Source organism: Pseudoalteromonas lipolytica (assembly GCF_003515105.1).
GTDB classification, from domain to species: Bacteria; Pseudomonadota; Gammaproteobacteria; order Enterobacterales; family Alteromonadaceae; genus Pseudoalteromonas; species Pseudoalteromonas lipolytica.
Genome location: NZ_CP032090.1, coordinates 299,294 through 323,918, shown reverse-complemented (window position 1 = coordinate 323,918; position 24,625 = coordinate 299,294). Strand labels below are relative to the sequence as shown.

17 protein-coding genes are annotated in these 24,625 nt (G+C 42.5%); 4 read left to right on the top strand and 13 right to left on the bottom strand.

All coding sequences use genetic code 11. The features are described from left to right. Positions 1-44 precede the first annotated feature (44 nt). The 5 genes from D0907_RS01480 to D0907_RS01460 form a co-directional block, all read right to left on the bottom strand. Positions 45-4,361 (bottom strand): alpha-1,6-glucosidase domain-containing protein, encoded by a 4,317-nt coding sequence (locus D0907_RS01480; protein WP_118843930.1) that lies wholly within the window; start codon positions 4,359-4,361, stop codon positions 45-47. Between the two features lie 22 nt (positions 4,362-4,383). Continuing rightward, positions 4,384-7,278: a TonB-dependent receptor gene (locus D0907_RS01475; protein WP_118843929.1), complete on the bottom strand. Its 2,895-nt coding sequence runs from the start codon at positions 7,276-7,278 to the stop codon at positions 4,384-4,386. A gap of 180 nt (positions 7,279-7,458) precedes the next feature. After that, positions 7,459-8,076: a LysE family translocator gene (locus D0907_RS01470; RefSeq protein ID WP_036974083.1), complete on the bottom strand. Its 618-nt coding sequence runs from the start codon at positions 8,074-8,076 to the stop codon at positions 7,459-7,461. Next, complete coding sequence (locus D0907_RS01465; protein ID WP_036974085.1) at positions 8,073-8,255, bottom strand: hypothetical protein; 183 nt, start codon at positions 8,253-8,255, stop codon at positions 8,073-8,075. The genes D0907_RS01470 and D0907_RS01465 overlap by 4 nt, the downstream gene beginning before the upstream one ends. 1 nt (position 8,256) lies before the next feature. Then, complete coding sequence (locus D0907_RS01460) at positions 8,257-8,661, bottom strand: DUF3224 domain-containing protein (protein ID WP_036974086.1); 405 nt, start codon at positions 8,659-8,661, stop codon at positions 8,257-8,259. Between the two features lie 78 nt (positions 8,662-8,739). On the opposite strand from D0907_RS01460, the gene D0907_RS01455 reads away from it, so the two are divergent. Beyond that, on the top strand, positions 8,740-10,512 hold the full coding sequence (locus tag D0907_RS01455; RefSeq protein WP_075594165.1) for an ABC transporter transmembrane domain-containing protein: 1,773 nt from the start codon (positions 8,740-8,742) through the stop codon (positions 10,510-10,512). Between the two features lie 69 nt (positions 10,513-10,581). Here the strand turns inward: D0907_RS01455 and D0907_RS01450 are convergent, their stop codons facing one another. Together D0907_RS01450 and D0907_RS01445 are read right to left on the bottom strand one after the other, a co-directional pair. Further along, on the bottom strand, positions 10,582-11,214 hold the full coding sequence (locus tag D0907_RS01450; RefSeq protein WP_036974089.1) for a YiaD family glycine zipper/OmpA-like lipoprotein: 633 nt from the start codon (positions 11,212-11,214) through the stop codon (positions 10,582-10,584). 69 nt (positions 11,215-11,283) lie between these two features. Continuing rightward, complete coding sequence (locus D0907_RS01445; protein WP_036974287.1) at positions 11,284-12,063, bottom strand: substrate-binding periplasmic protein; 780 nt, start codon at positions 12,061-12,063, stop codon at positions 11,284-11,286. A gap of 122 nt (positions 12,064-12,185) precedes the next feature. On the opposite strand from D0907_RS01445, the gene chrA reads away from it, so the two are divergent. Then, positions 12,186-13,325 carry a chromate efflux transporter gene (gene chrA, locus D0907_RS01440; protein ID WP_036974289.1) on the top strand — a complete coding sequence of 380 codons (1,140 nt, stop codon included), beginning with the start codon at positions 12,186-12,188 and terminating at the stop codon, positions 13,323-13,325. On the opposite strand, the gene D0907_RS01435 is transcribed toward chrA, so the two are convergent. Genes D0907_RS01435 through speA form a run of 4 tightly spaced genes read right to left on the bottom strand, consistent with a single transcriptional unit; the run spans position 13,322 to position 18,305 of the window. Further along, positions 13,322-14,575, bottom strand: a complete 1,254-nt coding sequence (locus D0907_RS01435; RefSeq protein ID WP_065978380.1) for a mechanosensitive ion channel family protein — start codon at positions 14,573-14,575, stop codon at positions 13,322-13,324. The genes chrA and D0907_RS01435 overlap by 4 nt on opposite strands. Next, the gene (locus D0907_RS01430) at positions 14,572-15,495 is read right to left on the bottom strand and encodes an acyltransferase (protein ID WP_075594167.1); all 924 of its coding nucleotides are present in this window, start codon (positions 15,493-15,495) and stop codon (positions 14,572-14,574) included. The genes D0907_RS01435 and D0907_RS01430 overlap by 4 nt, the downstream gene beginning before the upstream one ends. A gap of 29 nt (positions 15,496-15,524) precedes the next feature. Further along, the gene (locus tag D0907_RS01425) at positions 15,525-16,403 is read right to left on the bottom strand and encodes an acyltransferase (protein WP_036974093.1); all 879 of its coding nucleotides are present in this window, start codon (positions 16,401-16,403) and stop codon (positions 15,525-15,527) included. A gap of 21 nt (positions 16,404-16,424) precedes the next feature. Next, positions 16,425-18,305, bottom strand: a complete 1,881-nt coding sequence (gene speA / locus D0907_RS01420) for a biosynthetic arginine decarboxylase (RefSeq protein WP_075594197.1) — start codon at positions 18,303-18,305, stop codon at positions 16,425-16,427. 197 nt (positions 18,306-18,502) lie between these two features. On the opposite strand from speA, the gene speE reads away from it, so the two are divergent. Further along, positions 18,503-19,366 (top strand): polyamine aminopropyltransferase, encoded by an 864-nt coding sequence (gene speE / locus D0907_RS01415; RefSeq protein WP_074989836.1) that lies wholly within the window; start codon positions 18,503-18,505, stop codon positions 19,364-19,366. A 78-nt stretch (positions 19,367-19,444) separates the two neighbouring features. On the opposite strand, the gene D0907_RS01410 is transcribed toward speE, so the two are convergent. Continuing rightward, positions 19,445-21,046: a methyl-accepting chemotaxis protein gene (locus D0907_RS01410; protein ID WP_118843928.1), complete on the bottom strand. Its 1,602-nt coding sequence runs from the start codon at positions 21,044-21,046 to the stop codon at positions 19,445-19,447. 237 nt (positions 21,047-21,283) lie between these two features. Here D0907_RS01410 and D0907_RS01405 point away from each other — a divergent pair, with 237 nt between their 5' ends. Further along, positions 21,284-23,326, top strand: a complete 2,043-nt coding sequence (locus D0907_RS01405; protein WP_118843927.1) for a glycoside hydrolase family 97 protein — start codon at positions 21,284-21,286, stop codon at positions 23,324-23,326. A 57-nt stretch (positions 23,327-23,383) separates the two neighbouring features. On the opposite strand, the gene D0907_RS01400 is transcribed toward D0907_RS01405, so the two are convergent. Beyond that, positions 23,384-24,625: a cysteine desulfurase-like protein gene (locus tag D0907_RS01400; RefSeq protein WP_074989839.1), complete on the bottom strand. Its 1,242-nt coding sequence runs from the start codon at positions 24,623-24,625 to the stop codon at positions 23,384-23,386.

Below are 24,625 nucleotides of genomic sequence, written 5' to 3'. Positions count from 1 at the left end.
AAAAAAGCCGAGCAAAGCCCGGCTTAAGGGTACTGCTGGGAAAGCTATTCCACAGCTTCAACCATTACTGTTAGTTTATTCAGATCAGGTCCTTGCACTGTAAAACGATAGTTACCCGCCTGTGTAATACTCAATGAGATATTGGCGCCGACAGCTTCTAACGAGGCCGCTTCGCCAAGAACAGCGAGTGGCGATTCACCACTACCACCTAAATTCACTGTGTTCCAGTCACTAGACGCAACTTTGAATTCATAGTCGTCAACGTCGAGTGCTATTGTCGTACTATATGTAGCATCGCCTGCATAGGTTAATAGGTTAACTGGATCCCAATTGTTCATACTTCCACGCAGATAGACAGGGGTTTCACCAAACATTTCTGCGTTAAACACGGTCATGAGTGGCTCTTCAAGGTTGCTAGCATCAAATACAAACTGATATTGGCCATCCCTTGCAATGTCGATAGTCATGTTTGTACCTTTCACTGCAAGCAGTTTCTCAGTTCCTACGGTAACAACCGCACTGCTTTCACCTGAACCATAATCCACCGTTTTCCAATCTTCAGAGGCTACTTTGAACTCATAGCTGCCAGCTATTAATTGCTTAGTGAAGGTGTAAACGCCTTTACCTTGATACATCAATTCGTCACTGGTACTCCAATCATTTAAATTACCACGTACATAGATTGAAGTACCCACAAATGGCTCCTCGTTATACACTTTAAGCACTGGGTTCTCGATGTCGGTTGCATCAAATGAGAACACATAGATAGCGTCCATTGCTGCAGTAAAGGTCATATTGGCCCCACTGCGTGCAAGTGGCTCGTCTTCACCTTCAATCACTTCAGCAACATCTGCAGAAAGCGCACCAAAATCAACCGTAGACCAATCTTCAGATGCCACTTTAAACTCATAGCTACCTGCTGTAAGTGGGATGGCAATTTTATATTCGCCATTACCTACATAGTCAAAGCCGTTTGCCGTACCCCAATCGTTTAATGAGCCACGAACATAAACGGTTGTACTACCGAATGGCACGATATCTGGTGCACCCGCAGTAGCATTAGCACTTAGACCTTCACCTTGCGTAACACCTTGTGGTTTCACAAACACAGCAATCGTGTAAGCAGGAACTGTAAAAGTCCCCTCTCCCTCACCTGTCATAAAGCTTGCTGCTGACATACTTGAATCAACACTCGCTTTTAAAACAGGATGTAACTCAAAACCGTAGGCAGTAGATACCGTATGCGATAAGCTTTGCTCGGTTCCATTCATAATCACTACAATCGCATCATACTGGCTATCAAGGTCCGTCAAACCAACGCCATCATCAATGCTCATAACCACTAAACCTTGCTGTTGACGTTTTCCAATATTATGGAAACCTACGCGGTCTAAAATGTCTTGTTCCGTGGTTAGGCTAAATAGCGGGCTGCTACTGCGAATTGATAAGAACTCAGTAAATACATTACTTGCATATTCAATGTCGCTTGCCATCGCTTGCGCATTGGTATTTGCTGAAATTGGTGCGATTTCGCCCCATTTAGCTTGGTTATCTTGTGCCGGTGGTAAACCGACATTCCAGTTATTAGTTTCTTTACTGAAATCAACAAAATTGAACCAATCGCCAGAATCATAGCTATTACGATCCATTGATTTAGAACGCAACATATCCGCACCCATTTGCATAAATGGAATACCTTGGCTCATTAATGGCATCGCTAGAGCCATATTGTGAATACGCACACGCTCTTCAATATTAAGGTTATTGCCGTGTTTATATTGCAGCTGATCCCACAATGTTTCGTTATCATGCTTAGAGACATAGTTAATACTATCAGCAGGGTCCAGTGCATAGGCTGCAGGCTGCGTATTCCAACTAAAGCTACTGCCTTTTGCTGAATTGCCTTTAAAGTCTTTAAGAATGTAGTTTTGTAAGTTACCGGCAAGCGATAAGCGAAGCGTATCTTGATCGGCTAAGTTGCCATCTGTCGCACTATTACTAAAGAAAGCACCACCACGAATTGCTTCACGAATTCGGTCATTAAAGGTACCGACTTCTGTGCCAGCCATATCTATTTGCTTAGCTTGCACAAACAATCGATTATCAGCGACTTCCTCAAAGTTCCAACCTTCACCGTAGAAATAGGTATCAGGGTCAACCGCTTGCACTGCACTAAGAGCCGTCATAATTGACGCTTTTGGCATATGCCCCATCACATCAAAGCGGAAGCTATCGTAACCAAAATCACGAGCTAGAATCACCATAGAGTCAGCAACAAACTTATCCATCATGACATGTTCTGTTGCTGTATTTTCACAACAAGTTGAGCGTTCGATATCACCGGATATTTCGTTATATCTGTGGTAATAACCTGGTACCAGTTTATCGAAGACTGATTTATCCCAGACACCTGATGACGTGGTGTGGTTATAAACAACATCAAGCACGACACGTAAACCAATTTCTTGTAAAGACTGAATCATCGCACGCGTTTCTTTAACTCGTGCTATACCTTCAGGCGATGAAGCGTAAGAGCCTTCTGGGGCAATAAAGTGATGCGGATCATAACCCCAGTTAAAACTATCAACACCACGCATTGCATTGGCAAGTGCTTGTGCATCATCAGACCCCGGTAGGTATGAAGCCATTAGGTCAATAATCAATGCGCTCTTATCTTCGGTTTTACATGCATCGGCATCATCGTTAATGCGTGTACATAAATCACCTAACGTTGCTGTAATATCTACACGTTGGCTCGCATCTTCGTCAATAGTGCCAATATCTGTCAGTGGCAGTAAGTGGAAATGTGTTAAGCCATTATCAGCTAGCTTTTTAAGATGGCGCATTGGCGCACTATCAAGCTCAGTAAACGCAAGATACTTACCACGGTTTGCTTCACTTACCGTTTCATCGCGAACACTAAAGTCACGTACATGGCCTTCGTAAATCACCGCTTGTTCGGGGTAATCAATGGTTGGTACAACACGATCATCCCAGCCACTCGGTTTAGTATCGTCATCATCAAGATTAATTAGTTGGCTGTATAAACCATTAGTTGAAACATTTAAAGAGTAAGGATCTGTGCTCCATAAGCGTTCAATTTGCTTGGTAGTAGGATGATAAACATCAAACATAAAACGGTAGTAATGGCGATCGTGACTGATATCGACATTACTAGACCAAATACCCGTTGTGCTATCAAAGGTCATAGCAAGTTGTTCAAGCTCAGTTTTATTAGCATCGTAAAGCGCTAATTTCATATTGCTTGCAGTAGGCGCCCATACCGAGATATCAATGCCATTATTGGCGTAATGCACACCTAGTTGTGCTTCATTGGCATCACTTTCACCGCTGGTGTACAAGTCATCGAGAGCTTTAGCGGTTTGCACATAAGTTGCTTCAATTAGCTTGCCATCAGCATCATAGCCTGCCACAACCAACTGGTGTTTAATCAGCTCTTTTGCAGCGGCTGCATCCCAGCTACCTTGGTAAGCATTCCATGCAGCAAGGTGTGGCACTTTAGCTACTTGCTCATCGTTCAAAGACGTCGATGTTAGTTCAACCACTTGACCATTTAACTCACCAGTATCTTCATCGACAGCTAAATCTGCACTGCTTGAAGCGTGCAATTTAATAATACTCGTAAGCTCATTGCTTGGTTTATAAATCACCGTTGAAAGATCAATCCAATGCGCAGACGCACCAGAAATACTCACCGGACGCTCACCTAAGCTAACAATTGGGTATTCAAATACTGATGGTTCACCATGAATGGTAAAGTTCATACGTTGGAACTTTTCATCGTCTTGCATCAATGGCATTTTTAAATCGACATCACCAAACGCTTTGCCTGAACCTTCAGTACCAATATGTACAATGAAGTTGGCACACTCGTTGTAGCCGTCTTTGAGTTTTACAATCCAGTACGCGCCATAGTTCGGATCGATACCATCGTACTCATGACCATTTGCCCAATCCGTCGCATCAAACGGTGCTGCATATGCATCACACACATCATTATTCCACGTGTGCAAACGATACCCTTCATAAGCATCATCACTGGTACGGTTATAGAACAAAATGGCTTCGTCATCCGCTGGAAAAACCACAGGATCAGGCAGTGTTGGATCAGCCCCTACTACACAGCTCTCATTATTTTCATCAGGCACAGTTGGGGCCGGACAATTAATCGGGGGTGGTTCAACACATTCAGTACCCGCTGCATTGGGGATCTGCGGTACGCTACAGGTCAATAAAACTTGCCCTGAATCAATATCATTACTAGCTCCACCACCACATGCAGCTAGCAACGCTATGCTACAGGTAATGAGTAAGCGGTTAAAATCAGCTATTATTTTCATATTATTATCTCCAGCTTACTGATCAATGGTTATAGGTAAAACCTAAGTAAAATTGGCGACCAAAGAATTGCGTGGTCCCTGTTTTACTGGTTGTACCGAAGTAGCTTTGTGTAGGCTCATCAGTCAGGTTATTCACTTGTAATAACATGCCAAATGAATCTGTGAACTGATACGATGTTTGGAAATCGATAACGGTTTCCGCATCAAAGTTCACCACTTGCTCATTGACAGCAACTTGCTCAGAGACAAAATCATCGCGATAGCGCACATTTAAGCGTGTTTCAAAGTTTTCATAGCTGTAAAAAAGTGTCCCGTTAAAGACGTTGTTTGAGAGACCCGGTAAGTCTTGCGAAACAGAATCACCACCTAAATCGGTGATTGATTGCACTTCACTCTCGGTATACGAATAACTGGCATTAATCCCTAGCCCTTCAAACGGTGATGGCAAGAAAGAGAAAACTTGTGTATAAGCAAGCTCAATCCCGCGAATATACCCCCCTTTAGCATTGTTAACCGCAGTTGTGTACACTCCATTAGTGGTTTCTATTTGCTCACCGCTTACAGGGTCAACAATGTACTCAGGGACGTTGAAGCCATTCCCTTTAAAATCAAAGTTTTCAATAGCTATCGTATCTATGAATGAATCAATATTCTTATAGAACGCCGCCACGACTAAGGCACCATCCGTATCTTCAAAGTATTGCTCATAAGAAATATCGTATTGATTCGCATAAAAAGGTTTTAAGAATGGGTTATTCGTACTTGAACCATTAATTTCGCCATCATTATTAACCGATGCACTGGCGTCACCCGCTAAACGGTTAATCGGAGCACGTGCCATCACTTTTGCTGCAGCAAAACGAATTTGCGTTGCATCACTGATTTTAAAGTTAAGGTTTAATGAAGGTAGGTAGTCTGTGTATTTAATGCCTAATATGTTTGGTGCATAAAGGTCGTTAACAATGCCGTTATCATCGACAATGTATTGCGCACCGAGTTGTGGATCACTCCCAACGTTTTCAAGCACTGTCGCTGATTGGTCCGTATCAACACGACGAATACCAATGTTACCTGTGACAGGCAGTTTGCCAATTTCGGTATCAATATTGAGCATGAGATACGCTGATACCACTTCTTCATACACTGAACCACTTTGTAGCATGGTCCATGAGTAGTTAGTGGTATAACCTTGTGTATCAGGCTCACCATCACCATCTAAATCAACAACCCCCTCAGCGTTACCCCAAGTTTGAACAGGTTGTGGGATGCCATTAGGGAACCACGCGTTTAGTGCTTTATCCAAATCTATCGCTAAGTATGATGGGAAATAACTAAACTCACCCTGCCAATCAACCACGGTGGTCATGTCATCAGTCAAACGAAGTGGAGGTTGAGTGGCTGAGAATGCGCCATCGTTACCGTACTCAAATACTGACCGATTATTGCTGTACTCACGGTCTGAGTAACGCGCACCAAATTCAATTGAGCTAAACCAGTTATTCTCTAACTCATATTTAAAATCGAGTCGGAACGCTTTGACTTCATCTTCATTTTCATACGGGTAAATGCCGTATTTACTAAGCATAACGCGATCAATATCGCTGAATGCATCAGCTTGATTAAAACCAATATCAGGTAAATCAAGACCGTTTAATTGATAATTTAGTGACACATTGGTATCAAATACCGGATTATCAACTGTAGCGTCTTCCGCTACCAGTGCCCAAAGTAAGCCATTGCGGAAATTACTCTTCGCGCGTGATAACGACACATCAGCATTGACATTCAAGCGCTCGGTTACTTGCCAATCGGCGTTAATTCCATAGCTATCAACTTCATCAAAATCTTGATTATCATCATTGACTATTTCAACACGGGTAAAGCTATTTGATGTGCGGTTGATTGCCCCACCGATTACCGCATTGCCGTCAAGTAAGGGGTTCGCATAGACAGCTGACGGGCCACCAAATTTAACCCGAAAACCACGGGCAAATGATTCGCTATCAAAACGAGATAAAAACGCATCACCTTTCAGTTTAAAGTTATCGGTTGGTGCCCATTCAATCGATGTTAAATAACCATTACGCGTTTCTTCACCACCTAAATGCTGAAGCTCGAAACCTTCACTGATATATTCATTAGCGGGGTTATCTGCAGGGCCATCGATGTCATTTGCAAGTCCGTCAACATCTTTATTACCGTTATATGCTAGACCGATAAACTGGGTGGCAACACTAGGTTGGAATAAGCGAGCATAACCTAGCGCGACACCGAGGGTATCATCAAAGAACTTACCCTGATAAGAAAAGCTAATACGGTCGCCATATTCAGTGGCATCAAAAACCTCTGAAGCACGATCGTTATACATACCGCGCACATTAGCGGTAAATTTGTGTTGCTGGTCATTATCCAGTGGGCTGGCTGTTTGTAACTCAACAGTACCGGCAACGCCCCCTTCGATTAATGATGCTTTGGGTGACTTATACACAGCTGCCGAACTAATTAACTCAGACGGATACTGATCGAACTCAATACTACGGCTACCACTGGTCGATACTTGTTCTCGACCATTGAGAGTCGAAAACACGAATCCACCAGATAAACCTCGAATATTAATTTCAGCAGCTTGGCCACCTGTTCGTACCGCCGAAATACCCGGTAGTCGTGTTAATGCATCTGCCATAGATACATCGGGAAGTGCACCTAAGTCATCAGCAGATAACTGCTCTGATACGGTGTCACTAAAACGTTTTTGGTTTAATGATTGAATTAAGCTGCGACTAAAGCCGCGCACTTCGATTACTTCAAGCTCAGGATCAAGTTCCTTTGCAGATGTGCGTTCTGCTTCATTCGCTGCCATAGCACTGTTTGCTGCAACCATTGCCAGCATTAATGCACTTAGCTTAAATTTCCCCATTGGATTCCCACTCTGTTGTCATTGGAGGCGTTATGTTTATTCTTGTTGTCAAAAAACAACCAACAAAGTGTAACCAAAAGGTAAATATTGTGTGATGAATACGTATGCACTATACGTTTCCTGGGGATAAGCAGGAGCTCCTCTCATGTTTTACTATTGAGAGAGGAGCACTAGAGAGCTTTAAAGTGTTATCACGACACGCACTGCAAGTGCGATAAAGATCATGCCGAGTAGTTTTTCAAAAAGTGGATTCGCTTTAGTAAAACCAAAGCGCTTTTTTGATATTTCTGTGAGTAAGGCAACCAACAAATACCAGCCAGTATCCAGTACAAATACGGTTAAGCACATGATCAAGCCAACCTGTAACGTGAGATTTTCTGGGTCAATAAACTGTGAGAAGAGCGCTAAAAAGAACACCGCAAGTTTGGGGTTCAAAAACGCAATAGCAAAACCATCTTGTAACGCAGCGCGTTGACTAGGTATGGCTTGTTCAACTTTCACGGCTTGCGAACTTGGTTTTGCCAGTAATATACGTATACCTAAATAAGCAAGGTAGGCGGCACCACCATACACGAGTACATTATAAAGTGTAGGTAACTTGGTCATCAGTGCGCCTAATCCAAGCAAAGAGGCGCTCGCATAAAACCCCACTCCCACACCATGACTCACGGCCGCCAGCATGCCGTTTTTCATACCACCGTGAAGGCTATGCTTTAACACAACCGCTAAACTTGGCCCTGGCGACATAGCACCCATGATACAAATCAACACTAAACTCAACCACTCTGTAAGTGTCATAATTCATTATTCTCTACTAACAATAAAACGGCCGTTATTTGACCATAAAAACCGGTGGCTGTGGTGATTGTTTTAACCTGCCAGCCAGATTGGCCTAACTCGTACACTTTCTGATTTAACGCAGTGATATCAAGTCCACCCAGAAAACGTTTCTTTTTAAATTCAATAATTTTTTGCATATTAGCTTGTTAACTCATACTCAAAATCATAGTAATGAATTCCCGCCTCAATGCGGATTGCCATTTTACCCGTAAGCCCCACCAATTCACCAGCGCCTGAATCTGGCACGACTTCTAAAATTAACCTGTCTGTGCCTTTATCCATGGTGCCAAAATGTTGTAATACAAAGCTACCTTGTTTGCCATTCAGACTACCAACCACTTGTTCAATAGCAACATATCCTGCACTGCCTTGGGTTGCCGTCATTGCGCTCAGCATCTCTCCTTGGCTAGTTGCTTCCAGAGCGCCTGTAAACGTTTTATCTATCGACATACGGCCAAGATTCACGCCATCTTGACCTGTCGCATACCCCCCAATTGGGTTTAATTTCACGTTAAATTGACCGCTTATCACTGTTGATTCCATACTAATCCCTTATTTTACTGTTGATTTTTAAAGCGATGATAACCATATCTATACCCTATTCACAAATAAGAATCTAGCATGGCAATTAACAAAGAAAAGGCCGCGTTCAGTAGCCTGTTACCCGTTTTAGCGTTTATTAAGCCCTACAAATGGGTGGTATTTGCAGCCCTTGGGGCATTATTACTCACCGCAGGCGTTAACTTGTCACTCGGCCAAGGAGTGAAGTTTGTTATTGATCATGGCTTTATTGCAGGCTCTCAAGAACAACTTCAACAAGCAGTGATGGTTCTTATTGGCCTTATCAGCCTATTAGCAATCGGCACATTTTGTCGTTTTTATTTAATGTCGTGGATAGGTGAACGAGTCAGTAATGATATTCGTAACGCGATTTTCGAGCGAATTGTAACGTTACACCCAAGCTACTTTGAAGAAAACCGTAGCGGCGAGCTGATGTCACGACTCACCACCGACACCACATTGCTGCAATCGATTATTGGCTCATCATTTTCTATGGCGCTTCGTAGCAGCTTAATGTTAGTGGGTGGCCTTGCTATGCTGCTAATTACTAATTTAAAACTAACCTTAGTGGTCGTTGCCTGTGTACCTATGGTGTTAGTTCCTATGCTAATTTTTGGTCGTAAAGTGCGTAAACTAGCAAGTTCGAGCCAAGATGCCATTGCCGATATCAGTACTTATGCAGGCGAAATTATTCAAAATATTAAGGTCGTACAAAGTTTTAGTCATGAAGCGCGCGAAAAAGCGGCTTTTGCTGAAGAAACAAATAAAGCATTTTTAGTCGCAAAAAGTCGTATTAAACAACGCTCACTTTTAATTGCTGCAGTGATCTTTCTAACCTTTAGTGCCATCAGCGTGATGCTTTGGGTAGGCGGCAGTGATGTGCTCGCGGGTACCATGACGGGCGGCGAGCTAGGTGCCTTTGTATTCTATGCCATTATGGTGGCTATGTCGGTTGCAACAGTTGCCGAAGTGTACGGTGAGTTACAACGCGCAGCAGGTGCGGCAGCAAGACTGTTAGAGCTGCTCGCTGTTGAAAGTATGATTCAAAACCCCGCACACAATAAAGATGATCAGCTCGAATTAAATAAAGCTGACCACCCTGCTATTCGTTTTGACAATGTATCATTTAATTATCCATCTAGACCCGATAATGCAGCACTTAGTACACTTAATTTAGAAGTAAAACAGGGTCAAACAGTCGCCATTGTTGGTCCCTCTGGTGCAGGCAAAACAACATTATTTGAATTATTGCAACGATTTTACGATCCGAGCGCAGGGAGTATTTCATTAGCTGGCATTAATATTAAAGAATTATCCCTTCACTGTTTACGCCAACAAATGGGTATGGTGGCACAAAACCCCATTTTGTTTAGCTGCGATGTAATGCATAACATTCGCTATGGCAATCCCCATGCGAGTGACGAGCAGGTATACACGGCAGCCAAATATGCACACGCCGATGAATTTATCACGCAGCTACCGCAGGGCTATCACAGCTTTTTAGGTGAACAAGGGGTACGTCTTTCTGGTGGGCAAAAGCAGCGGATTGTGCTTGCTCGCGCTATTTTAAAGGATCCAGCTATTTTATTACTCGATGAAGCAACCAGCGCACTTGATGCACAAAGCGAGTCTCATGTGCAAGCGGCACTCGAGCACTTAATGAAAGACAGAACAACACTTATTATTGCCCACCGCTTAGCCACCGTAAAACATGCAGACGTCATCGTGGTAATGGACAAGGGTGAAATTATAGCGACAGGTACACACCAGCAGCTATTGACTAGTAACCCACTGTATAAGCAGCTTTGCGAATTGCAATTTAATCGGGATTAATATCCAAGGAGGGATGTCAGGTTTGAAAGGGCATATCAAACCTGACCACAAATCTAGACTACATTAAGCCTAACCTTGTGTGTTTGGTACGATTTGAATCTCTACACGGCGGTTTAAAGCACGACCATTGGCTGTATCATTACTCGCTACAGGGCGTGTTTCGCCATAGCCACGTGTGCTAATACGTGCCGACATAATTTGATGATTAACTAAATAATCTTTAACACTTTGCGCACGTTGCTGCGACAGTGTCATGTTATAGCTGTCTTTACCTGTGCTATCAGTGTGACCTTCAACACTTAAGTAGGTTTTTTCGTATTTGTTCATCACTTGTGCAATGGCATCAAGGGTGCTGTGAAAGCCTGATGAGATATAAGATTGATCTGTCGCAAAAGTGATGTTTGATGGCATAACTAAGCGAATATTATCGCCTTCACGTACCACTTCAACACCCGAGCCAGCTAGCTCGTCACGGAATGCTTCTTCTTGCTTATCCATGTAGTCACCGACAGCAGCACCCGCTAACGCACCAATGGCCGCACCAATAAAGATACGCTTATCATCATGATCGCCTGTTGCTTTACCTAATACCGCACCTGTTGCGGCACCGATTGCGGCACCTTTACCTGTGTTAGTTGTTTCACACCCCGTTAATAAAACGGCTAAAACACCCACTGTTAAAATCGACTTGCTGAAACTCATGTGTCTCTCCATGGCATTTAGTAATTTTGATCTATTAACAATTATGAACACTAAATCATGAACATTAGGTTAATAGTTCTCTTTAATAAGTGTAACAGCTGGTAGGTTATACGCTTTAACTAATTCTGTTAAACGTCCATTACGTACAAGAGCGTGTAACTGAGATTGAATTTCTTTTGCTAACGAGGTGTCAGCAAACTGTTTACTAACAGCCATATGGCCGTAAATAATGTCTTTATAGCGATAAGGCATTTTGACGATCTGCTGTGAAGGGAGTTGTAAATAACCCGAGGCATGATCCGCGGTATCTTCAACTGAAATAACGAGTTCGACGCGATCTTTAAGCAGCATTTCAAACGCATTACCTTCACTCAAAGCCTCCACTTTAGTGAGTGAGCTGTCATTATCAAAACGCGAAAAATAAGCGGCTCCTCGCATGACCGCGATGCGCTTTCCTAGCAAGTCTTGGTAACGATTTATAACGATGTCACGGTCTGCTCTTGCATAGAACCCAAAAGAAGAAGACAACATCATGTACGGAGGAGACATAAACTGCATTTTTTGCTCACGCTCGCTGGTACGAATTAACCCGCCCATCACATCCACTTCATTTTGTTCGAGCATTTTTAAACAGCGAGAAAATGGGCAAGCGACAAATTCTAATTTCATCGGTATGGTACGTTGCAGCTCACGCATAATATCGACCACCGCGCCACTCACATGCCCTTTTTCAGACACAACGCCGTAGGGAGGAGAATGATCAACCGCAACAATAACCCTCTGCACAGGTTCTGCATACAAGGAGCTTGATATAAGTACTAATAATAGGCTTACGATACTCAGTCTCATAGGGTTACTCGTTACTACGTTCATACCTTACTATATATCCTAGCGATGTGTATGTCATAAAAACCACAAAAATGTCATAGAAATTTGTCATAATTAGGTGATTAGATTCGATGGCGAAAACAATGTTACTAGTTATATTTAAGCAATTTTTTTTATTAGGCTGCATGAGTTTCGGTGGCCCCGCAGCGCACTTAGGCTATTTTAAACGTCACTTTGTCGATAACTTAAAATGGTTAAATAGCGAGCGCTACGCACAACTAATAAGCTTAAGCCAAGCATTACCAGGTCCGGGTTCAAGCCAAGTAAGCTTTGCGATTGGGGTTGAGAAAGGCGGTCTATTGGGCGGTTTGTGTGCCTTTATTGGGTTTACTCTACCGTCTTTTTTAATTATGTTTTTTTTAGCACTGAGTGCCCACCAATTTGGTAACATTTATTTTGCTGTTATTGCGGGACTTAAATTATTTGCTATCGTTATAGTCGCTGATGCAACTTACAGTATGGCGGTGAGCTTTTGTAAAACACATTTACTTAAACTTATCGCGGTATTAAGCACGTTATCGTTGATTATTTTTTCACAGTTTTCCAGCCAAATTTTTGTGTTAATTATTGCTGCGATTATTGGCTGGCTTTATCCACAACATAAACTCCCTCAGCATGAGAATGTAAGTAAACCCGTTAAAGTATCGTGGTTACCTTTTATCATTTTTGCAGTACTGCTTATCGCGAGCTTTTTACCCTTTGGCGAGTGGTCCTCACTATTTGCTCCATTTTATCAAACAGGGGCAATGGTGTTTGGTGGGGGGCACGTTGTGCTACCTATTTTGCAAGCAAGCATACCAAGCCTTGAAACCGAGCAGTTTTTGTCAGCCTATGCCAGTGCTCAAGCAATTCCTGGCCCTATGTTTACAATAGCGACCTACTTAGGGGCTGAACTGACACCTCATTCTCCCCTATTGGGAGCACTTATTGCGACGCTATTGATTTTTTTACCGGGCTTTTTATTGATGCTTGCATTTTTAAAAAGCTGGCTACAATTGGCTGATAAACCACGCTTTGCTGGCAGTATTGCCGCTCTCAATGCTGCGGTAGTCGGGTTTTTAGCAGCAGCACTCTACTCGCCGATTTGGCTCAGCACAATCAACAACATATGGCAGATTGTATTAGTGGTTACAGCCTTCACATGGTTAAGGGTCGCTAAGCCCCCTATTTGGTGGTTATTACTTGGCTTTATTGGTATCGCTTTGGCAGTGCAGTCGCTCTAGTCTTTACTTTTAGGCGCCGCGTTAACCACTTTAATACTTGGTTTATCTACGACATGCTGCTCATTAGCCGAAAATTGCCCCGTCACACTCTGATATGGGCGCAATCCAAAAATAGGCAATACTGCAAGCAGGTGATCCATGATCTCTGCTTGTAGATGTTCGTACGATATCCAACGTTTGTCTTCGCTAAAGCAATAAAACTCAATTGGTAAGCCATGATTAAATGGCTGAAGTTCTCGCACCATGAGGGTCAAATCACGGTTAATTCTTTCATGCTGTTTCAAGTATCCTTCAGCATAACGACGAAATAAACCTAAATTCGTAACAGGATCAGGTAACGTTGTCACACGAATGTAGTCGTGCAGAGGTATCGCGCTATTTATTTGCGTATGGAAAGCCTCATCAACTAAACGAATGCTGTTCATATCTATATTTAAAGAGCGTTTAATTCGACGACCACCCGACTCCTGCATACCCCGCCAATTTTTAAATGAACCGGCCACCAACATGTAGGTAGGAATGGTGGTAATCGTGTTATCCCAGTTACGCACTTTTACCGTGTTCAAACCAAGGTCGATAACCTCACCATCAGCGCCATAGCTATCAACTTGAATCCAATCACCATAAGTAACTAAGCGATTAGCAGCAATTTGAATACTGGCAACAAACCCCAAAATAGTGTCCTTAAACACTAACAAGGTCACCGCTGCAATGGCACCAAAACCAGATAAAATATAGGTGGGCGACTTTTCAAGTAATATACTGACGATCAAAATAGCGCAGATCATGAAGGTGATCAGTTTCACAACTTGAATCAAACCTTGTATGGGCACTTCTCGGGCAAACTCCAGCTGGTTATAAATGCCCCCAGCAATACTGACAATGCTGCTGATGATAAAACCGCCATAAATAATCAGAACAATTTGACCAATGGTTTTTAAAACTAACGCTGCCACCTCTGTGACAGGGTAAACATTGTCGAATGTTGCTAAATACAACACGCAACATAAGGTGCCTGCAAAACGTCTATTAAGTTTAGTTAGCATGGGTGCTAATGCACCAATGCGTTCTGGCGAAAGGCGCGTTACAACACTTTGTATTCCAGGAAGCATTAAGCGCCGAGTAAAGACATACACCAGCAATAAAGCACTCACACCAATTGCGGTGGCTGTCAGCGCACTGAAAAGCTCCGCATCTGGCATTGCTTCAAACCAAGGCATAACCAATTGTTGCAAGTGAGTTTGCTTCATGGTGCTTCAACTTCCTTACTGATATTTGCTACCAGACTACCTTGTTTGGCCTGATAATAATTAAATAATTGCGCGTCTTTTTGAAGCCAAATTTCATTGATTCGTTGCTGAAATGCGGTTCTAAATTCACGGTCATGTTGATAATCACCAATCATCTCAGCACTGATAGCCTGCACATGTATATCTACTTTAATGAGCGCTAATCGGCCACGCATTAAGTTGCGACAAATATGACTGCCCTCACCTTGGTAAATAATAGAAGTATTAAGTAACGCATCAAACTGTTCACCCAGCACTTCCAGCGCAAACGCAATCCCTCCCGCTTTGGGCTTGAGTAAATAACCAAATGGACTGTTCTGTTTTGTATGCTTTTGCGGGGTAAAACGTGTCCCCTCAACAAAATTAATAATGGTGGTTGGGTGATTACGAAAATCACGACAGCTTCGCTTGGTACGTTCAACATCAAGGCCTTTAAGCTTTGGGTTTTTAGCCAGCTGCGACTTACTGACACGCTTCATAAAAGGCATTCCCATCGCCCACGCACCCGTGCCTATGAAAGGCACATATTTTAGCTCATCTTTTAGAAAAAACTTTGGCGCCGGTAATACATCAATCGCACTAAGCACCACAATATCTAACCAACTCATATGGTTAGAAATAAGTAAGTACCAGCTATCGCGATTAACATTGCCTTTAATATTAATTTCAATATTCGGGCAACCTAGCCACAGAGCAAAACGATTCCCTTTGCACCATCCCCGATAAGCACCATGCAAAATGTGACTAATGATGTTGAATGGTAAAATAAGTTTCAACACACCAAACAGCAACACAAGGGTTCCCCAAAGAATGACATTGGCAAACAGCACAATACTGACCAACAATCCGGTTAACCAATTTGGTAAAAATTTCTTTAACATATGTGTGCTCTCAGCTGTGCCAGCAGCATCTACTCAGCTTGCGATTCAAACTGGGCAAGCTGCTGGTTTTTCTCTTCCCAAATACGATTTAACTCCGCTTGAAAATTCACTCTAAAGTCTGCATCACCAGTGTAATCACCTATTAAATTAGGACTGACATCCATCACTTCAACGCGAACATCGATTTGCTTCACTCGGCCACTGGCAAAATCCACAAAACTTGGAATACCACCCGGGTAGTGAATGGTGACATTTACAACTTTTGAGATCTGCTCACCCATAGCTTGCATAACAAACGCCACACCACCCGCTTTCGGTTTTAATAAGTACTGAAAAGGGCTCTTTTGACGCGCATGTTTTTCAGCGGTGAAGCGCGTGCCTTCCACAAAATTTACGATGCTTACAGGCATTTCTTTAAATTTTTCACAGGCTTTACGCGTTGTTTCTAAATCTTTTCCGCGCAACTTTGGATTTTTCTTAAGCTGTGACTTGCTAGTACGCGTCATAAATGGAAAGTCTAACGCCCACCATGCAAGCCCTAGAAAAGGAACGTATATCAATTCCTTTTTCAAGAAAAAGTTTAAAAACGGGATACGGCGATTAAAAATACGCTGCATAACTAAAATATCAACCCAGCTTTGATGATTAGCAATCACTAAGTACCAGTCTTTTGAACGAAGTTGCTCAAGGCCCGTTACATTCAGTTGATAAGAAGCAAATACATTTTGGTTTATACCATTGCACGTAACCCACACTGTGGCACATTGCTTAGCAATCCAACTCATCAACTTTTGTAATGGTTTAATTGGAATGAGTTTAACCAAACCACACAAAAAAATAGGCACGAACCAAAACAGCGTATTTAGGGTGTAAAATAAAATACTCAATACACAACGAATAACGGACATTACTACTTATTCCTTTAACCTTTAATCTTCAAAATACGTATAGCCAGCAAGGCCCGCATTTAATTCAGACAAATATTGTGCCTTAGATTGCGCATCAATTTCCAGCTCATCCACACGTTTTGCGAAGTTGGCAGCCAGAATATCGCTATCATAATCAACGAACTTTAATACGTCCTTAACACTGTCGCCTTTAATCGCATTGGTTAATTGGTAGCCAGCCTCTGTCAGCTCTACATGCACTGAATCGGTATCACCAAATAAATTATGTAAGTCGCCTAAGATTTCTTGATAAGCACCAACTAAAAACATGGCAATGTGGTACTGCTGACCTGATTTATACTCAGGGATAGGTAAGCTGCTTTCAATGCCTGTTCCCTCAACATAATTGCGAATTTGACCGTCTGAATCGCAGGTAATATCTTGAATGATCGCGCGTTGAGTGAGTGGTTTATGTAAATTTTCAACAGGCATTACAGGGAATAATTGCTGGATCCCCCACACATCTGGCAACGACTGAAACAGTGAAAAGTTAACAAACAACTTATCGGCAAGCTTCTCATTTAAATCGTCGAGCACTTCACGGTGTGCACGCGCATTGTCGCTCAGTGAAGCGCGAACGCGATGTAAAATAGTAAAATAAAGTTGCTCAAGCTTCGCCCATTCCAGCATCGTCAGAAGACCATGGACATATTGATCATGTGCTTCGCTAAATAAATGCATTGCATCATGATAAATCTCCAGCGCCATGCGAGGTGTTAAGCGCTGTAAGCATTGCCACATTTCATCTAGCACTAAAACATTGTTTGACTCTGGCGGAGTTGGATTTACATGATTTGGCGCACGCTCGACATCAATCACATCGGTAATCAATACCGCGTGATGCGCCGTTAGCGCACGCCCTGATTCGGTGATTATTGCAGGCTGCTTTAAGCCATGTTGTTGGCACACTTCTGCAAATGCATTCACAACATTACGCGCATACTCATCAACACTGTAGTTCATAGAACACGCACTACGTGAACCAGACCCTTCGTAGTCAACGCCTAGACCCCCACCTACATCAACGGTATTAAGTGGTACACCTAACTGGGTTAGTTCGGCAAAATGACGTGCACATTCACGAAGTGCGCGATGAATGTCACGAATATTGGCAATTTGAGAACCGATATGAAAATGCACCAATTGCATTAAATGTAATTTGTTTCGCGACTGAAGTAATTCAACCGCAGACAGCACCTGCCCAGCAGTTAAACCAAACTTACCTTTTTCACCCCCCGTGTTCTGCCACTTGCCTTTGCCCACAGAGTTTAAACGAATACGAATACCAATCGATGGTTCAATGCCCAAGTCATCAATTTCAGCTAATAAGGTGCTAAGTTCTGACAGTTTTTCTACCACAATATGCACTTTGTGACCTAAACCTTGACCGATACACGCTAAACGTAAAAATTCACTGTCTTTGTAGCCATTACAAACAATGGTAATCGGTTCTTTGGCAACACCTAAAATTGCCATTAATTCAGGTTTAGAACCCGCCTCAAGACCCACTAAACCACTTGGGTGAGCAAGTAGCTTTGTTACGACCGAACGTTGCTGGTTCACTTTAATTGGGTAAACACACGTATAAGTGCCTTGGTAGTCGCGAGCTTGACGAGCTTTAGTAAAAGCGCTTGTCAGCGTATCAACACGATTTTGCAAGATATCAGTAAATCGAACTAAAACAGGTAAGGTAAGACCTTGCTTCTTAAATTGCTCGGTGAGTTCAGATAAAGAAATTGCAGATTTAGTTTGATCACCGTCAGGGTAAGCGACCAGCTCACCTTGTGCGTTAATATCAAAATAACCGTCACTCCAATGAGCAACATTATACGTTTCGCGTGCTTTGTCTAAACCCCAAGTCATGGCCATGTCTTCTGTAAATTCGTTAAATATAAACGCGCATTTTAATACGCTCGCGCCTACCACGCTAACAAAAATTGCCCTATATGCCAAAGTGATAAAAAATATTCGCTATACTGATTAAAATTTGATTGAGCAATTGGCCAAGCACTGGCAGAATTGCCCCCTTTTTTACCATTAACTAAAAGTGTATAAGCAAGATGGCTAATTTAGATCAAAACAACTGGTTCACTGAAATTAGTGACCGTGATGGTAGCGCCTTTTCACTGCGTATAAACAAAAAGCTTGATGAACAGCAATCGCCGTTTCAAAAAGTAGAGATGTATGAAACAACTGACTTCGGTAATCTTATGATTATTGACGGTTGTACAATGGTAAGTAGCCGTGAGAACTTCTTTTATCACGAAATGATCAGCCATCCTGCTCTTCTTGCGCACCCTAATCCTAAAAATGTAGTGATTATCGGTGGCGGTGACTGCGGCACATTGCGTGAAGTATTAAAGCACCCTGGTGTTGAAAGCGTCACGCAAATTGATATTGATGAAGTTGTAACGCAAATGTCGCTTAAATACTTCCCTGAATTATGTGAGTCAAACCAAGACCCGCGTGCCACAGTGATGTTTGATGATGGCATTAAATACATGCGTGAAGCTGCGCCAGAATCAATTGACGTGGTTATTGTTGATGGCACCGATCCGGTGGGCCCAGGTGAAGGGTTATTCAACCATGCTTTTTATACAAGTTGTCTAACAGCACTTCGTCCTGGCGGCATACTCATTCAACAAAGTGAATCACCGCTTATGCACATGCCTTTATTAGTTGAGATGCGTGACGCGATGAAAGACGTGGGCTTTAATGACCTACAAACGCTGCCATTTCCACAACCAATTTACCCAAGCGGTTTATGGTCAGTTACTCTTGCACGTAAATCACAGGCATTTGATGGCTTTCGTGAAGACGACGCGAATACACTAGCTGAAGGAACTGAATACTACAACGCTGGTATTCACTACGGCGCACTAGCAACACCTAACTACATGAAGCGCGCTTTTGAGAAAAAGTAATGTAAGGTTGTTTATTGATTAAAAAGGGCTCGCTGAGCCCTTTTTTAATTCCTTTAGAATAGTTTACGCAGAGGGGCATTACACCTTAAAACGGTTCACTAAATGATTTAGCTCATTGGTGAGCTGATTCATTCGGTTTGCCACTTCTTGTGTTGAACTTGCCAAGCCGCCTCCTTGTTGGGTTTGATCATTTAAATCAGATAAATTCTGGCTAATTTCATCTGCAACAGCCGTTTGCTCTTCAGTGGCCTGTGCTGTTTGCATTGCCATATCATTCACTTTTACCGATGAGGCTTGCATCGCATTAAGCACGTCATTCGTTTGTGTGAATGATTCAACAGCTTCATCGGCAAAACGCTTACCACTGTTTATAGCCTGCAAAGATTGCTCAACGCTTGAAGCAAATTGTTCAACCATGGTTTGAATATCGTTCGTGCTTTCTTGAGTACGCGTTGCCAATGTTCTTACTTCATCGGCAACCACTGCAAAGCCCCGACCTTGCTCACCGGCACGCGCAGCTTCGATTGCCGCATTCAGTGCCAGTAAGTTAGTTTGCTCTGCGATTGCACGGATCACTTCCAGTACCTTCGCTATATTATCTGAGCTTTGTTGTAACTCGGTAGAGCGCTGCGTTGCGTGATCCATATTCTCAGACAAAGCAACGATTTTCTTACTGGAATTATCAACCGCTGATAACCCCTTCTTAGCCAATTGCTGAGAATTATCTGCTTCATGAGAAGACTGTTGCGCCACATTTGCGACTTCACGACTTGCAACACTCATTTCGTGTACTGCACTCACAATTGACTCGGACGCCTGACTAAGCTTTTGATTAACTTGATGGTTCTGATTTGAAAACGAATCTAGATCATGCCCGAGACTTTGTAATTCTTTGGCTTGTTCGAGTATGTCTTTTATCAATTGCTGTAAATTATCCAAGAAGCGATTAAACGCGGTTGCTAAATCTGCAAACTCATCTTGGGTTTTAACATTAATACGCCCAGTTAAATCACCATCACCAGACGCAATTTCGTTTATTCGTTCAGTAACATAATTCATTTGGGTCGTTAACTGTCGTGGAATGACATAACTAAACCAACCCGCAACCACTAATACCACGGCAATCATTATCATTAGTAATGCTTTAAAACCTGTGATTTTATCCATTAGCTTTTCAGTTTCGGACTGCGAGGTTTGTTCTGCCACCTCACCCGCTTTATCTAAAATGTCACGAAGCGCCGAAAAGGACTGTTCTGCCATTTGATTTTGAGACGCACTGGTTGCGCTATTAATATAGGCTGTCGATGCCGAATACCATGCATCAAAAGCACTATTAAAATTACGAAACTGCGCTAACACTTCTGGATAAGGTGACATGTAAGATAAATATTGTTCAAAGCGCTCTTGCACTTGGTCAGCATTTTCTCGATGTTCCGCTAGAAAAGACTGATCACCTTTATCCATTGTCACTAAGTGCAACTCTGCCACTTTCGCTTGATACAAATCTCGATCTGCATTCACGATAACTGACACCGCATTTAAAAATCGCTCCGATTGCGTATCTATGGCTTCTTTTTGTAAGTTAATTAAATAACTGTAGCCAGCTATTAATATAATAATAGCGACCCCAAGCAACACAATGGGCAGTGAACTTTTGACACGAATACTCTGTAACTTCATACGTTTTCCTAATTCAAATTCGAAACCAGCTCATTCCTTAAGATCTTAGTAGAAAAATAGTAAAAGTGTGCGAAATTAAAAATACAAAATGAGGCGATTTAATTAAGGCGGCTATTACAACCTGAAAATTGAATACGTATGCAGATCACTCGTATTAGCAGGCAAGTCAATTTATGCTTAAAGCTTATAGGAACATATACGACAACAATCCATATTCTGCATCGCCAAGGAATAATAATGAAATATACAGCCTTACTACTCGCTGCCTTCTCAGGGACGTGTTTAGCACACACTACCACGGTCAGTTCGCCTGATGGGCAAATTAAAGTCACGATTTCTGATGAACAACACACCCCTAGCTATGAAATCAGCTTTGCGGGAAAGCAAGTTATTGCACACTCTGCTTTAGGACTTGTTTTTAAACAACAACCTGCAATGAGTGAAGGCTATAAAATTAGCAGCCAAACTACTAATTCTGTAAAAAGCAGCTGGGAACAACCTTGGGGTGAACGCCAAACGGTAGTTGATAACCACAACGAAGTTGCTGTCACCTTTAAAAAGCCACAACCCCAAGGTGGCACCTTTACCGTGCGTTTTCGTGCCTTTAATGATGGGGTAGGTTTTCGCTACGAACTACCGAATCAATCAGGTTTTGAAGATGTAGAGATCACCAAAGAGCTCACTGAATTTGCAATCACCGATTCAGCCAATGCAACTGCATGGTGGATACCTGCTCGCGGTTGGAATCGATACGAATATGTTTATAACACCACGCCTGTTCACAAAGCCCCTTTAGTACACACTCCGTTTACTATTAAAAACAAAGATGGTGTTCATATCAGCATCCACGAAGCTGCGCTGGTCGATTACGCGGGTATGGTATTAAACCAACGCCGTGATGGTACTTTCCAAGCTGACTTAACACCGTGGTCCGATGGGGTTGCCGTTAAGAAACATGGCGCATTCAACACGCCGTGGCGTACTATTCAAATTGGCGATGAAGCGGTTGATTTAATTAACTCTGACATCATTCTCAACCTTAATGAACCAAATAAACTCGGTGATGTATCTTGGGTTAAGCCCGGTAAATATGTGGGTATTTGGTGGGGTATGCATATTAATGAAAATACGTGGGGAAGTGGAAAAATTCACGGCGCAACGACCGCAAATACCAAATACTATATGGACTTTGCCGCACAATATGGTTTTGATGGTGTACTTGTCGAGGGATGGAACATTGGTTGGGATGGCGACTGGTTCTATAACGGTGATGTATTCAGTTTTACCAAACCCTATGACGACTTTGATATTGCAGAGCTTACTCGCTACTCCAAAGAGAAAGGTGTACAGCTAATTGGTCATCACGAAACCTCGGGGAATGTCACTAATTATCGTAACCAAATGGAAGATGCCTTTGCACTGTATGAAAAATCAAACGTAAGCCAAGTAAAAACGGGCTATGTTGCAGACGGTGGCAATATTAAACGTGTTGATGAAAATGGCATAGTGCGTAAAGAGTGGCACGATGGTCAATTCATGGTGAATGAATACCTTTATAACGTGAAACTTGCAGCAAAGCACAAAATCAGCATCAACACTCACGAACCCATTAAAGATACTGGCTTACGCCGCACTTATCCAAACTGGATTGCGCGTGAAGGCGCGCGAGGTCAAGAGTTTAATGCTTGGGGCACACCGCCTAATCCACCGGAGCATATTCCAATGCTTGCCTTCACACGTATGTTAGCGGGACCAATGGATTTCACCCCTGGTATTTTTGATATGGGGTTCAATGGGTTGGGTGCTGATAGTAATCGTCCACAAACAACACTTGCAAAGCAACTGGCGTTATACGTAGTACTGTACAGCCCTATTCAAATGGCTGCTGACTTACCACGCAATTACTTAGCAAAACCGGATGCGTTCCAATTTATTCAAGATGTGCCTACAGATTGGCAACACAGTATTGCGCTGCAAGGTGAAGTAGGTGATTACGTTGTCTTTGCACGCAAAGAGCGTAAACGCGATCACTATTCAGGCAATGACTGGTACCTAGGTGCAGTCACTGATGAAAATGCACGTACACTGCAAGTTAAACTCGACTTTTTAGAGAAAGGTAAACGCTTTGAGGCGCAAATTTACCGTGATGGCGATAAAGCTGAATGGGTTAACAATCCCTACGACTTAAAAGTAGAGAAACGCCTTGTGTCTGCAAGCGATAAACTCACTTTAAAACTTGCCACAAGTGGTGGTGTCGCGATTCGTTTTAAAGCGCTGTAAAAGAAAGTCACAAGAAAATGATGCTACAACCACGTTGTAGCATCATGTTTAAAGGTATTAATTTATTTTTAATAACTGATCAAACAAATCGAACACCTGATCAAGCTCTTCAATTGTGTTGTAATGCATACAACCAATACGCACTACACCCCCTGTGTCTAATACACCTAATTGCTTGCATAAACCTTGTGCATAAAAGTTGCCATCCCATACACAAATGTGATGTTTACCTAAAAATTCAGATACAACACGCGGTTCAATGCCTTCAAAGATTAATGCAAAGGTTGGAGTACGCATTGATAAGCGCGCAACGTCATTAATACCAAACAATTTAATACGTGAGTAATCGGCTAAGCGAGTTAAGAAATGCTTACTGAGCGTCATTTCATGTTGTTTAGTAATAGCAAAAGCAGCCGCTAATTTTTCTCGGCGCGAATGACTATCATCCAACTCGCTAATAGCAGCAATGTAATCAACGGCAGCAATTAAGCCAGCTAAAGCTTCAAAGCTTTGTGTCCCCGTCTCCCAACGGCCTGGGATGACGTCTTTCGCGGGTTCTACTTTATACGGGGTGAAACCTTCTAAATGCTCACGCTTACCGTATACAAGACCCAAATGAGGACCAAAAAACTTATAGGCAGAGCATGCTAAAAAGTCACAATCAAGTGCTTGAACATCAATCAGCTCATGCGGTGCAAAGTGAACTGCATCCACGTATACAAGAGCACCAACAGTATGGGCAAGCTCGACAACTCGTTTAATATCGTTAATTGAACCAGTGGTGTTTGATGCATATGTCACGGCAACGAGTTTTGTCTTACTTGATAATAAACTCTCAAAATGAGCCATATCTAAGCTACAATCGGCTTCGTTAATTAAAGCCGTTTTAACTAATGTGCCTTTATCTTCAGCTGCTTGCTGCCAAGAGGATACATTTGAGTAGTGATCTGCGTTAGTGACAATAATTTCATCATCAGCAGTCCAATCTCGAGAAATCGCACGGCTAAAGCTAAACGTGAGGCTTGTCATGTTAGCACCAAACACGATTTGCTCTTTAGAAGGCGCATTCAGTAAGTCTGCCGCTGCTTGGCGAGCATCGGCCATTAGCTCAACAGTTTTATCACTTGAGAAAAAAGCACCGCCTAGGTTTGAGTTGAAATAACCTAAATACGCACTCATGGCACTTAAAACAGACTGCGGTACTTGTGAGCCACCGGGACCATCTAAGAAAACTGGCGATGTACCAGCCACATTTTGCATTAATGCCGGAAATTGACGACGTAATTGCGTTAAGTTCAT